Raw genomic sequence first — 12,508 nt, 5'->3', positions numbered from 1 at the left:
ACGACCCCTTGGTTCGTAGCCAAGTACTCTATCCAGCTGAGCTACAGCCGCAAAACTTCTACAACATCCCATTAACAACATGGAGGTGAAACTTGTTACAACAAAACCAGGCAAAGTCTGATTTTCAGTATTCTGGTGCGGCTGGCAGGAATTGAACCCACGACCCCTTGGTTCGTAGCCAAGTACTCTATCCAGCTGAGCTACAGCCGCGCAGGCAAACATTATAGCGTATTCATTTCGCTTTGAAAAGTTCGATTTTTCAATCGCTTAGCTGATTTTGCAGAATACCGCCCCGCATGATCGACTACCTTTTCACTGCCAAAAAGCGCACGCCTTTTTATCGATGGACGCTTCTGCTTTCACAGTGGCACCCAGCGAATCGAGAAGTTGCTGTCTCGAAAGAAGCGGGATTATAGGGACTGCTTTCCAGCCTGTCCAGTGCTATCTGCAGGCGGCGCGCAAGCGTGCGGTGGCGGCGCGCCGCTTGGGGCTACAATACCAGCCAGACAGGGGCGTTTGCGCCTCCCCTAATGCATGACGGCGGGCATTGAGCATCATGACCTATTTAACTGAGCTTAGCGGCGGCGGCCCGGCGGGGCAAGAGCCCGTGCGGCAGACTCACTGTTGCAGGATTTCCGATGGCCAAGCATGACCGCGAGCAAGACCTGCTTCCCCCATCAGCGCCGCTGAGCCTCTCTGACGAGCGCCTGTCCAACTTGCTGGAAGGTATTACCGACGGCTTTTGCCTGCTCGACCGCGACTGGACCATCCGCTACCTCAACACGCGCGGCGCCGCCATGCTGGCGCCGCAGCACGCGCCTGGCGCCAGCCTGACGGGCAAGAACCTGTGGCAAGCCTGCCCCGACCTGCATGGCACGGAACTGGAAACGCAGTACCGGCGCGCCATGGCGCAGCAGCACAGCTGCAGCTTCGAGCTGCTGTATCCGCCGCTGGGGCGCTGGCTGGAAGTGCGAATCTTCCCTTCCAGCGACGGCCTGACCACGTATATCCAGGACATCAGCCAGCGCAAGGCGGCCGAGGAAAGCTTGCGCCACAGCGAGGAAGACTTGCGCGCACTGGCCAATTCCATCCCGCAACTGGCCTGGATCGCCAGCTTCGACGGCACCATTGCCTGGTACAACCAGCGCTGGCACGACTACACGGGCACGACTGCCGAACAGATGGCGGGCGACGGCTGGAGCATCGCCTACGACGCGCAGCACCTGCCGCCCATGCTGCACGCGTGGAAGGCCGCCTTGCGTGATGGCACGCCCTTCGAAATGGAGTTCCCCATCCGTGGCGCCGACGGCCAGTACCGCTGGTTCCTGACGCGCGCCAATCCCGTGCGCGACCGGGGCGGCCAGCTGCTGCGCTGGTTTGGCACGAGCACCGACGTCGACCAGGTCAAGCGCGCGCAGGAAGCCTTGCGCGACGAAACGCGCGTGCTCGAGTTGCTCAACAATACGGGCGCGGCCCTGGCCAGCACCCTCGACTTGCCGGCCCTGCTGCAGGAAACCGTCGATGCGGCCACGCGCATCAGCGGCGCGCGCTTCGGCGCCTTTTATTATGACGATGCGGGCGAGGTCCACGAGAGCGCCGCTCCCCTGCCATCGGCGCGCGCCGTCAACGGCATCAGCCTGCGCCAGGCCGACGTCGTCGCCACGGAACTGCGCCAGGGACCGGCCATGCGCCAGAACGACTTGCTGGCCGCGCCCGACGCCAGCGCCGGTGGCGCGCCGCCGCTGCGCAGCTGCCTGAGCCTGCCTGTCAGTTCGCGCTCGGGCCTGTTGCTGGGCCGCTTGCTGCTCGGCCATCCGCAGGCGGGCATGTTCAGCGCGCGCAGCGAACGCATCGTCTCTGCCATCGCGGCCCAGGCCGCCGTCGCGCTCGACAATACGCGCCTGTACGCGGCCGCCACGCGCGCTGCCGAAGAGCGCAAGGTGCTGCTCGACAGCGAACGCGAGGCGCGCGCCGAAGCCGAGCGCACGAATCAGCTGAAAGACGATTTCCTCACCACCCTGTCGCACGAATTGCGCACGCCGCTGTCGGCCATCCTGGGCTGGGCGCAAGTGCTGCGGCGCGGCACGCGCGACCAGGCCGACCTGCACCGGGGCCTGCAAAGCATCGAACGCAATGCGCGCGCGCAGGCGCAACTGATCGAAGACTTGCTCGACATGAGCCGTATCACTTCCGACAAGGTGTTGCTGGACCTGCAAACGGTCGTGCCCGCCAGCATCATCGCCTCGGCCATCGAAACCCTGCGTCCGGCGGCCGACGCCAAGCACATCGCCATCCACAGCAACATCGCCAGCGATGCGGGCACCATCACGGGCGACCCCAGCCGTATCCAGCAAGTGATCTGGAACCTGCTGTCGAATGCCCTCAAATTCACGCCGCAAGGGGGGCGGGTCGAGATCGACGTGCGCCGCGAGGCGAGCCGCCTGGCCATCACGGTGGCCGACAACGGCGTCGGCATCAAGAAAGACTTCCTGCCCCACGTGTTCGACCGCTTCCGCCAGGCCGACGCCTCCACCACGCGCCGCCATGGCGGCCTGGGGCTGGGGCTGGCGATCGTCAAGCACCTGGTGGAGCAGCATGGCGGCACGGTCACCGTCAGCAGCGCCGGCGACATGCAGGGCGCCAGCTTCACCGTGCGCCTGCCCCTGGGGACGCGGGCCGCGCCGGCGCGCCCAAGGGGCGGCGACCTGTCCGCCAGCCCTGACTTGCGCGGCGTCACGGTGCTGCTGGTCGATGACGAGGCCGATGCGCGCGAACTGACGGCGCGCATCCTGCGCGACAGCCACGCCGAAGTGCATGGCGCCGGCAGCGTGGCGCAAGCGCTGCAACTGCTGGGCCAGGTGCATCCGCATGTACTGGTCAGCGACATCGGCATGCCCGACGCGGACGGTTTCGACTTGCTGGCGCAAATCCGCGCGCACCCCTCCCCCGATGCGGCCGGTCTGCCCGCGCTGGCGCTGACGGCGTTCGCGCAACCGCAGGACCGCCAGCGGGCGCTGGCCAGCGGCTTCCAGGCCTGGGTCTCGAAACCGCTCGACCCGGCAGAGCTTCTGGCGGCCGTGGCGCAGCTGGCCGCGTCGCGCGTCAGCACCGACGTCCGTGAACAGGGGCGCAATATACGGCCCTAAAAAGATGATGTAAAGAAATACATAGTGCAGTACAAAATGACTATTTTCATGGGTTAGCCTTCCTACTTGCAGACGCGGCCCTGTCCTACAAGCAACTAAGCCAAAGTTTGCTACACTGAAATGCAGAAGCACACCTGCACGGCAGGCTGGAGACGGTGGCCTTGGCCGGCTAGAATGGCAAAAGCGAGCTCAAGCGCTGTTGTGCGCCCTATCTTGTTGCAAGGCGCTACTATCTTTCCACTGCCGTCAACCTATCATTTGCGGTAGAAGCCAGCGTTGCATAGACCGTATAACCGAGACCTTACATGCCCAGCCAAGATGAGATTTTGAAAGCCAAAATTTTGGTCGTCGACGATTCACCCGACAATGTTGACCTGATGCTGGAAATCCTGCGCGATGCCGGCTATACCAATGTGACGGCCACCATGCGTCCGGCCCAGGTTTGCCCCCTGCACCGGGAGCATTGCTACGACCTGATCTTGCTGGATCTGCAAATGCCGGAACTCAATGGTTTCCAGGTCATGAAAGGCTTGAAGGAAATCGAGCATGGCGGCTACCTGCCAGTGCTGGCCCTGACGGCACAGCCGAGTTTCAAGATCGCCGCCCTGGAAGCGGGCGCGCGCGACTTCATCAGCAAGCCCTTCGACCTGATGGAAGTGCACAAACGCATCCACAACATGCTGGAAGTGCGCCTGCTGTACAAGGAGCTGGCGCAATACAGCAAGCAGCAGCAGGAACTGGCGCTGCACGATCCGCTGACGGGCTTGCCGAACCGGCGCCTGCTGGAAGACCGCATCGAACATACCCTGCAGCAATCGGCGCGCAGCCGCGGCAAGTCGGCCATCCTGTACCTGGACCTGGACGGCTTCAAGGCCATCAACGACAGTTACGGCCACGGCTATGGCGATGAAATCCTGAAAATGGTGGCGGCGCGCCTGGTGGGCGCCTCGCGCAAGGAAGACACGGTAGCGCGCATCGGCGGCGACGAGTTCGTCATCGTGCTGGGCAACCTGGCCGGCAAAGGCGACGCGCGCGAACCGGCAGCCAAGCTGATCGAAGTCATTTCCGAACCCTATTTCATCAACGACCTGACATTGCGCCTGTCGACCAGCATCGGCATCGCCATCTACCCGGACGACGCGAGCACCGTTGAATCGCTGCTGGGCGCGGCCGACACGGCCCTGTACGAAGCCAAACGCGCCGGCAAGAACCGCTTTTGCTGCATCCCGCACGAGGTAATCGCCGCGCAGGTCAACATGCAGAAAAGCAGCATCCCGTCGATCGCCTGAGTTTTTACGCCACGCGGCACGCAAAAAAAACCGGCAAGCCTTACGGCCAGCCGGTTTTTTCATGGGCAGAAGGCTTTATTTTTTGCCAGCGGCTGCTTCATGCTGGCCCGCATGCTGGTGGTCCGTTTGCGCATCGACCGTTTCCGGCGGCACTTCGATGCGCGTGATGCCGGCATCGACGGAAATCGGGTCGCTGGCGGGGAAGGTCATTTCCACAGCGTCGTCGAGCAATTCTTCCTTGGCCCGCTCTTCGCCGCTCATGCCTTCTTCATCGGCCAGGATGGCCAGTGCACTGGCCCATTTGACGAAATTGAGATTGGCCAGTTCGCGCACGGTGTGCACGCCAAACGCTTGCTGCAAGGCCTTGGCGTCCTTCGGGCTGACGCCGCGCAGGGCGCTGATGGGCGCATTGACAATGTCGCGGAAGCTTTTGTCGGCGTATTCCTGGTCGACGATGGTATCGATATTCATGGCATGTCCTTTCGTTTCGGTAAGCGGGCCTGTGCTGCATGGAGAAAATGCATGACACCACTATGGCAGCGTGCGGCGCCCCGGTATGTGCGCAGCCGTACGTAACGGCGGGAACGGCATCTGCTGGCGCAAACGATAATATTGCCTGGCATATAAAAATGATGGAAGGAGATCAAAATTGCCGAAAAGACAGAAATTTTCCATCCATGCGCCCCGCGATGAAATCCTCATGTATGATCCACAACTTGAATTTGGTCCACCTTTCACCATTCACGGGGCGCTATGTCCGCACAAACAGATCCGAACAAGGAAACGGCCCAGGCCGATGCGGAACGCGCCGCCGATCTCAGCGAGTTGCTCGGTCATGTCAACACCAGCTGGGACAATGAACGGCGCGCCCTGTCGCGCCAGCTGCACGACAGCCTCGGCTCGTCGCTGACGGCGCTGACCATGCACTTGTCGCTGCTGACGCAAAAGATGCCGCAGGAAGCGGCCCTGCTCGACCGCGCGGCGACCATGAAGCAATTGCTGCTGAATGTGATCGAGACCAACCGCCAGATGCAGATGAAGCTGTGGAACGACAAGCTCGAGTTTCTGGGCGTGAATGTGGCGCTGGGCGAGCTGGCCGCACAATTTGCCGAACAGCACAAGATCACCGTGCGCTGCAGCCTGCCCGAAGATGAACTGATTTGCCCGCGCAACGTGGGCGTGGCCCTGCTGCGCACCCTGGAAGAAGCGCTCGGCAACATCGCCGCGCACGCCAATGCCACGCAGGTGGACATCATCATCGACGACAATGACGAAGCGTTGATGATGACCGTCAAGGATGACGGCGTGGGACTGCCAGCGAGCGAACCCGTCGAAATGAGCAAGCACGGCCTGCGTTCCGTGCGCGAGCGCGTGCATTACCTGGGAGGCACCCTGAGCCTGGCAACCAATCCACAAGGCGGCACGGCCCTGACCGTCGTCTTGCCGCGCATTACGCCAAAAGAATAGTGTTTGCCAGGCCGCATCAGGCCAGAACACTGCCGGAACGCCCGAACCGCAGAACGATTCGACGACAGGAGACCGCATGCAAGGACTGATCCCCACCCTGCTGGCAGCGCTGCTGGCCATGGGCGCCGCCCAGGCCGCCGACAACACCGTGCCGCCGCCGGAAACCGTCGACAAGCTGGCCTGGCTGGCTGGCTGCTGGAACGTCGACGGCGCCGAACCCGGTTCCGGAGAACAATGGAGCACGGCTGCGGGCGGCACCATCCTCGGCACCAGCCGCACCGTCAAGGGCGGCAAGACGACGGCCTTTGAATTCGTGCAGATCCGCCTCACCGAGCCGGGCCAGCTGGCCTACATCGTGCAGCCGTCGGGGGAGCCGCCCGTGATCTTCAATCTGCTGCGCCAGGACAAGCCGAATGAATTCATCTTCGCCAACCTGGACAATGACTTCCCGAGCCGCATCATCTATCGCCACGACAGCGAGCGCATCTTGCACGCCAGCATTACCGGCACCTTGAAGGGCAAGCTCACCACCATCGCCTTCCCCATGACGCGGGGCCGCTGCGAAGCGGCGCCAATTCCGCGCAGCAAATAAAAAGGGGCCTCGCGGCCCCTTTCTGCTCTGATATCAGCTGGCTTAATGCAGCTTGACCTGCGGCGTGCTGCGCTTGATCAGGAAGCGGCCCATGGCCATGACGGCCGTGCGCACGCTGCCCAGCACGGCATTGTGGTGCATCAGGTGCAGGCTGACATACATCATGCGGGCGACAAAGCCTTCGACGAACCAGCTCAGGCCCTTCAGCGAACCCATCAGCGTACCCACCGAGGTGGTGCGGCCAAACGACACGAGCGAACCGTAGTCCAGGTATTCGTACGGCTTGGTTTGCGGCGGCTTGCCCTTCGCTTGCAGCAGGAACGTTTTCAGCAGGTAATCGGCTTGCTGGTGGGCAGCCTGGGCGCGCGGCGGCACCAGCTTGCCATCGGCCCCCGTGCAGGCGGCGCAGTCGCCCAGCGCGAAAATATTCGCATGGCCCTGCACATTGAGCATGCCCGTCACTTCCAGCTGGCCGGAACGGTTGGTCGGCAAGCCCAGGGTAGCGAGGAATTCCGGCGCGCGAATGCCTGCGGCCCACACGCAGATGTCGGCTGCGTAACTGGTGCCGCTGGCCACCGTCACCTTGTCCGCTTCGATCGTGGTGACGCGCGTATCGGTCACCACCGTGATGCCATGCTGGTGCAGCAGTTTCCAGGCGGCAATCGAGACGCGCTCGGGCAGCGGCGCCAGAATGCGCGGCGCCCCTTCGAGCAGGGTGATGCGCACATCCTTGATGGCGTTGAGATTCTGGAAACCATACGCGGCATACACGCCGCTCGCTTCGCGCAATTCGGCCGCCAGCTCGACGCCCGTGGCGCCGCCGCCGATGATGACGATGTCGACGCCGGGATGGCCCGCGTCCCCTTGGCGCTGCTCGGCCATGGCCAGCAGTTTCAGCAGGGTCAGGCGGAAACGTTCGGCGTCTTCCGTGGCATTCAGGGAAATCGTGTTTTCCTTGGCGCCGGGCACGCCGAAGTAATTCGACGTGCTGCCCACGGCCAGCACCAGCTGGTCGTAGCTGACTTGGCGCTGCGGCAAGAGCTGCTCGTCCTTGTCGGTGGCGATGGCGCCCACGGTGAGGCTGTTCGACGCGGCGTCGAGCGCGATCAATGGACCATAGACATAGGTAAAACCATTGTCATGCGCCAGCATCTGGTACGACAGGCCCTCTTGATGAATGTCCAGGGTGCCGGCCGCCACCTCATGCAGCGACGGCTTCCAGATATGGTACAGGCGGCTGTCGACCAGGGTGACATGGCCTGGGCCGAGCTTACGGCTGAGTTTGCAGGCCAGCTCCAGGCCGCCTGCACCTCCCCCTACGATAACGATTTTACTGTGCAAAGATCCTCCTGCTTGTTAATCCCTGTGCCCGTTGCCGTTGCCATTCCCGCGGCCATTGCCGTTGCCATGGCCTTTGCCCGGATGGTCATCATGCTTGTCGCGCTTGCCTTCATGCTTGTCATAATGCTTGTCGTAATGCTTGTCATGCTTGTCGTCGTGACGGCCGCGGTCGCCGTAATCGGGACGGCCATGGTCGCCATGCTGCTGGCGGTAACGGGGCACATATTGGTTGTTATACCAACTATCTTGGACGAAATATACCTCTTGGTTGCAGGCATTATACTTGCGGCAGTGCTTGGACCAGTGTTTGGCATGGCCGGGCGGCACGCGCAGGTAGATCGGACGGGCCGAATAGTATTGCGGACGCTGCACGATGACGGGCTGGGCATAGATCAGTTGCGGCGCGGGATAGTCGCCGATGTCGAGGCGTCCGTAAAAGCCTGGCTGGCCGACGGTAACGGAGACGCCGACCTGGGCGACGGCGGCGGTGCCTGCCGACAGCAAGACAGCAGCAAGAATCAGGGTTTTCATGGTGACACTCCTTTTAGTTATGCCATCATTGTAGACCTTGTGTGACCAACTGTTTGTTCGCAAGGACACATAAGGATTGCCGTGGCAATCTCACCACAGCTTGCCCAAGGGCACGACCAGGCCGCTGAACAGGGACCAGTCCGGCGACGCCGCCGTCAAGCCGCGTGCCATGCCGATGTCGATGGCCAGCCGTGGCGTGGGACTGTAGGTGGCGGCCAGCAGCAGCTGCGCCGTGGCCGGCGCGCCGCGCAAGCGCGTGCCCGACACTTCGGCCGTCGCGCCCCAGCGCTCGCTGACGGGCGTGGAAAAGGACGTCGCCCAGCCCGTTTGCACCCTGCCGGTATTCGGGTCGGATGCCCCCAGACGCGTGGCGTTCAGGTTGGCGTCCACGTGCACGGCGCCCAGGTCGCGGCTGACGATGCCGTTCAGCGACACGTCGCTCTTGCCGCTGCCGATGCTGTCCTTGGCCGTCGGCAATTTCCACCCCAGTTCCAGGCCCAGCGCCGTGGCGCTGTCGAGCAAGAATGCGCGCTTGAGCACGACCGTCGTGTCGCCCACGCCCGTTTCGCGCCGCCCCGTGTCGTCGCGCGCACGCACGAATCCCTCGCCTTCGAGCAGCACGCCCCACTCGGGCGTGAACGCCAGCTTGAACGTGTACGGCAGGCTGGCGCGGCGCGTGTCGTCCGTTTTCGACAGCAGACCGCCGGCCTCGAATTCCAGCTGGCCCGGCACGGGCAGCTGGGCGGGGCTGGCCACCGAGGGCCGGTAAGGCAGGACGGGATCGCCCTGCTGCGCCTGCGCCAGGGGCGCCAGGGAGACCAGCAACAAGGAGAAACATAACAGCGGCAAGGAAGGAGACGGCATGGAAAACCCGGAAGTGGCAAACGCGCAATAGCGACAGCCTACCACCGCCGCGCCAATTGCGCCGGCGCCCGCCGTTGTCAGGCCAGGCGCCGCACGTCCTGCCTGGCGGCCTGCACCGACCGGCGCAGCGGCGTGACGTTGCTCGCTGCCGGCATGGCCATCTGTTGCGCTTGGGCGTGCAGGCGGAATACGCCCACCAGTTCCGTCAGGGTCTGTGCCTGGTCCTGCAGCGATTCGGCGGCCGCCGCCGCCTCTTCCACGAGGGCCGCGTTTTGCTGCGTCACCTGGTCCATCTGCAGCACGGCCTGGTTGACTTGCTCGATGCCGGCGCTTTGCTCGGCACTGGCGGCCGTGATTTCCTGCATGATGTCGGCCACCTGGCGCACGCTGGCCACGACTTCATCCATCGTCTTGCCCGCGTCATGCACGAGCTTGGAGCCGATCTCCACCTGCTCGACGGAGTCGCCGATCAGCGTCTTGATTTCCTTGGCGGCACTGGCCGAGCGTTGCGCCAGGTTGCGCACTTCGGACGCCACGACGGCGAATCCGCGCCCCTCTTCGCCCGCCCTGGCAGCTTCCACGGCCGCGTTCAAGGCCAGGATGTTCGTCTGGAAAGCGATGCTGTCGATGACGCTGATGATATCGACGATCTTGCGCGACGATGCATTGATCGATTCCATCGTCTGCACCACCTGCCCCACCACGGCGCCGCCCTTGCCGGCCACGTCGGACGCGGCGCCCGCCAGCGCATTGGCCTGGCGCGCATTGTCCGCGTTCTGCCGCACGGCCGACGTCAGTTGCTCCATCGACGACGCCGTTTCTTCCAGCGAACTGGCCTGCTCTTCCGTGCGTGACGACAAGTCGAGGTTGCCCTGCGCGATTTCGCCCGAAGCCGTGTTGATGGTGTCCGTGCCCGAGCGCACCTGGCTGACGATGCCCACAAGCTTGTCGCGCATGGTCTTCATGGCAAACAGCAGGCTGGCGCTGTCGTGGCTGGCAGTGCGGATATCGACAGTAAGGTCGCCCTCGGCGATGGCGCCGGCGATCCTGACGGCATACGCCGGTTCGCCGCCCAGCTGGCGCGTCAGGCCGCGCGTGATCAGCGCCCCCAGCGCCAGGCCGGCCGCCACACTGCCCAGCACCAGCGCGATCATGAAACTGCGGCTGGCCTGGTACACCCCGGACGCCTGCTCGGCCGCCGCCTTGGCCCGTTCTTCTTTCTGCAATGACAATTTATCGAGCACGCCGTCCAGCTCGTCGGCATGCTGGCGCGTCTTGGCCAGCAGCGCCGTCAGCTGCGCGCTGCGCTGCGCCAGCGGTTCGGCCGCCGCCAGCGCCAGCGACTGCTGCAAGGCGCTCACATATTCGGCCTCAACGGTGGCGAAGCGGGCAAACAGCTCCTTGGCGGCCGGCGTGACGAACAGCGGCTGGGCCTTGGCCAAGTTGCTCTTGTTCTGTTCCAGGTATTTGGCGATATCGGCCTGGCGCCCCGCGCGCTCTTCGCTGGTGGTGGCCAGCAGGAAATTGCTGCGCGCCCGGCCCACCTTGATGAGGGCGATATTGGCTTCCTTGATATATGACAGCCCCAGCAGCTCATGGTTGTACATCTGCCCCGCCATGGTGTCGATCTTGCCCATGTTGAAGATGCCGATGCCGGCCACGATGGCCCCCATCAGCGCCACGCAAAAGAAGGCCGCGAGCAGGCGCGTCCCCACTTTCATTTGATTCAACATGTTTCCTCCTGGACAAGACGGTAGCCAATAATTTAAGCGTATGACTTGAATATAAGGAAAAAACAGGCACTAAAATGCTCGGATTGTCACTAAGCAATAATTCCTTGATCTAAAGCAACATGTCCTGGGGCTTGCCGTGCTAGCAAGCCCCGGGTGAACGTCAATGCCCGCTGTGTCCGCCCGGCTTGCGCACCGTCATCTCCACGCCACCTTTCACCACCTGCTTGCCCGCGCCCTGCCCGCGCACCGGTTCCGGCAAGGCGCCCGTCCATTCATAGGCCACGCTGCCGGCCGGATGCTTGTACCAGCCTGGGTCGCGGTAGTCGCCCCGTTTCTGGTCCTTGCGCACCTTGACCGTGGTAAACATGCCGCCCATGCCGATGGCGCCGAACGGGCCGTCGCCGGCCATCATCGGCAAGGTGTTGTCGGGGATGGGCATCTGCATCTCGCCCATGTCGGCCATGCCCCGTTCGCCCATCACCATATAGCCGGGCACGAGCTGGTTGATCTTCGCCGCCACGCCCTGGTGGTCGACGCCGATCATGGTCGGCACGTCATGCCCCATGGCATTCATCGTGTGGTGCGACTTGTGGCAGTGGAACGCCCAGTCGCCCAGGTCCGTGGCGGTAAACTCCACGGCGCGCATCTGGCCTACGGCCACGTCCGTGGTGACTTCGGGCCAGCGCGATTCGGGGCGCGTCCAGCCGCCATCCGTGCCCGTCACCTCGAATTCATGGCCATGCATGTGGATCGGGTGGTTCGTCATGGTCAGATTGCCCACGCGCACGCGCACCTTGTCGCCCTGGCGCACGACCATGGGGTCGATGCCCGGGAAGACGCGGCTGTTGAAGGTGAACAGATTAAAATCTGTCATGGTCATGATCTTCGGCGTGTAGCTGCCGGGATCGATGTCATAGTTGCTGAGCAAGAAGACGAAATCGCGGTCCACCTTCATGAAGTTCGGGTCTTTCGGGTGCGTGACCCAGAAACCCATCATGCCCATGGCCATCTGCGTCATTTCATCGGCATGCGGGTGGTACATGAAGGTGCCGGGCCGCTTGGCGACGAATTCATAGACGAAGGTTTTACCGGGGGCGATGCCCGGCTGGGTCAGGCCCGTGACGCCATCCATGCCGTTGGGCAAACGCTGACCATGCCAGTGCACGCTTGTGTGTTCCGGCAATTTGTTGGTGACAAAGATGCGCACGCGGTCGCCCTCCACCACTTCGATGGTCGGGCCTGGCGACTGGCCGTTGTAGCCCCACAGGTTGGCCATCATGCCGGGCGCCAGTTCGCGCACGACGGGTTCGGCCACCAGATGAAATTCCTTGACGTTGTTGTTCATGCGCCAGGGCAAGGACCAGCCGTTGAGGGTGACGACGGGGTTGTACGGACGCCCGTTCGGCGGCGGTGGCGGCGCCTTGGTGTCGGCGCCAGCCATGCTGACGGCTTCCGGCAACGACGCCGCGCCGACTCGGCTGACGGCTGCGGCACTGAGGGCGACGGCGCCCGCGTTCATGAAAAAGTTTCTACGTGTAATCATTA

The 12,508-nt window shown here is 63.3% G+C and carries 10 protein-coding genes and 1 tRNA gene; 4 read left to right on the top strand and 7 right to left on the bottom strand.

Annotated elements, in window-relative coordinates; translation table 11 throughout:
- Positions 1–133: 133 nt before the first annotated feature.
- A tRNA-Arg gene (locus VM94_RS14295) sits at positions 134–210 on the bottom strand.
- A 428-nt stretch (positions 211–638) separates the two neighbouring features.
- Here VM94_RS14295 and VM94_RS14290 point away from each other — a divergent pair.
- Positions 639–3,146 (top strand): hybrid sensor histidine kinase/response regulator, encoded by a 2,508-nt coding sequence (locus tag VM94_RS14290; RefSeq protein ID WP_046684052.1) that lies wholly within the window; start codon positions 639–641, stop codon positions 3,144–3,146.
- A 305-nt stretch (positions 3,147–3,451) separates the two neighbouring features.
- Positions 3,452–4,435 (top strand): GGDEF domain-containing response regulator, encoded by a 984-nt coding sequence (locus tag VM94_RS14285; protein WP_046684051.1) that lies wholly within the window; start codon positions 3,452–3,454, stop codon positions 4,433–4,435.
- A 75-nt stretch (positions 4,436–4,510) separates the two neighbouring features.
- Here VM94_RS14285 and VM94_RS14280 read toward each other — a convergent pair whose 3' ends face one another.
- Positions 4,511–4,906, bottom strand: a complete 396-nt coding sequence (locus VM94_RS14280; RefSeq protein ID WP_034754991.1) for a hypothetical protein — start codon at positions 4,904–4,906, stop codon at positions 4,511–4,513.
- Positions 4,907–5,188: 282 nt separating this feature from the next.
- On the opposite strand from VM94_RS14280, the gene VM94_RS14275 reads away from it, so the two are divergent.
- A complete protein-coding gene (locus VM94_RS14275) occupies positions 5,189–5,902 on the top strand; it encodes a sensor histidine kinase (RefSeq protein ID WP_046684050.1) in 714 nt (237 codons plus the stop codon).
- 76 nt (positions 5,903–5,978) lie between these two features.
- Positions 5,979–6,494 (top strand): DUF6265 family protein, encoded by a 516-nt coding sequence (locus tag VM94_RS14270; protein WP_046684049.1) that lies wholly within the window; start codon positions 5,979–5,981, stop codon positions 6,492–6,494.
- A gap of 42 nt (positions 6,495–6,536) precedes the next feature.
- On the opposite strand, the gene VM94_RS14265 is transcribed toward VM94_RS14270, so the two are convergent.
- From VM94_RS14265 to VM94_RS14245, 5 genes are all read right to left on the bottom strand, one after another.
- The gene (locus tag VM94_RS14265; RefSeq protein ID WP_046684048.1) at positions 6,537–7,835 is read right to left on the bottom strand and encodes an NAD(P)/FAD-dependent oxidoreductase; all 1,299 of its coding nucleotides are present in this window, start codon (positions 7,833–7,835) and stop codon (positions 6,537–6,539) included.
- Positions 7,836–7,850: 15 nt separating this feature from the next.
- Complete coding sequence (locus VM94_RS14260; protein ID WP_046684047.1) at positions 7,851–8,366, bottom strand: hypothetical protein; 516 nt, start codon at positions 8,364–8,366, stop codon at positions 7,851–7,853.
- A 90-nt stretch (positions 8,367–8,456) separates the two neighbouring features.
- A complete protein-coding gene (locus VM94_RS14255; protein ID WP_235432916.1) occupies positions 8,457–9,230 on the bottom strand; it encodes a transporter in 774 nt (257 codons plus the stop codon).
- A 77-nt stretch (positions 9,231–9,307) separates the two neighbouring features.
- Positions 9,308–10,963, bottom strand: coding sequence for a methyl-accepting chemotaxis protein (locus VM94_RS29395; RefSeq protein ID WP_052755767.1), 1,656 nt, complete (start codon positions 10,961–10,963; stop codon positions 9,308–9,310).
- Between the two features lie 160 nt (positions 10,964–11,123).
- Positions 11,124–12,506, bottom strand: coding sequence for a multicopper oxidase family protein (locus VM94_RS14245; RefSeq protein WP_046684046.1), 1,383 nt, complete (start codon positions 12,504–12,506; stop codon positions 11,124–11,126).
- Between the last annotated feature and the right edge of the window lie 2 nt (positions 12,507–12,508).

The organism is Janthinobacterium sp. KBS0711, assembly GCF_000988085.1.
GTDB classification, from domain to species: domain Bacteria; phylum Pseudomonadota; class Gammaproteobacteria; order Burkholderiales; family Burkholderiaceae_D; genus Janthinobacterium; species Janthinobacterium lividum_E.
This window is presented reverse-complemented; position numbering and strand designations above follow the sequence as displayed.

Coding starts and splice junctions, on each gene's coding strand:
- VM94_RS14290 (WP_046684052.1), top strand. CDS start 639: ATGGCCAAGCATGACCGCGAGCAAGACCTGCTTCCCCCATCAGCGCCG.
- VM94_RS14285 (WP_046684051.1), top strand. CDS start 3,452: ATGCCCAGCCAAGATGAGATTTTGAAAGCCAAAATTTTGGTCGTCGAC.
- VM94_RS14280 (WP_034754991.1), bottom strand. CDS start 4,906: ATGAATATCGATACCATCGTCGACCAGGAATACGCCGACAAAAGCTTC.
- VM94_RS14275 (WP_046684050.1), top strand. CDS start 5,189: ATGTCCGCACAAACAGATCCGAACAAGGAAACGGCCCAGGCCGATGCG.
- VM94_RS14270 (WP_046684049.1), top strand. CDS start 5,979: ATGCAAGGACTGATCCCCACCCTGCTGGCAGCGCTGCTGGCCATGGGC.
- VM94_RS14260 (WP_046684047.1), bottom strand. CDS start 8,366: ATGAAAACCCTGATTCTTGCTGCTGTCTTGCTGTCGGCAGGCACCGCC.
- VM94_RS14255 (WP_235432916.1), bottom strand. CDS start 9,230: ATGCCGTCTCCTTCCTTGCCGCTGTTATGTTTCTCCTTGTTGCTGGTC.
- VM94_RS29395 (WP_052755767.1), bottom strand. CDS start 10,963: ATGTTGAATCAAATGAAAGTGGGGACGCGCCTGCTCGCGGCCTTCTTT.
- VM94_RS14245 (WP_046684046.1), bottom strand. CDS start 12,506: ATGATTACACGTAGAAACTTTTTCATGAACGCGGGCGCCGTCGCCCTC.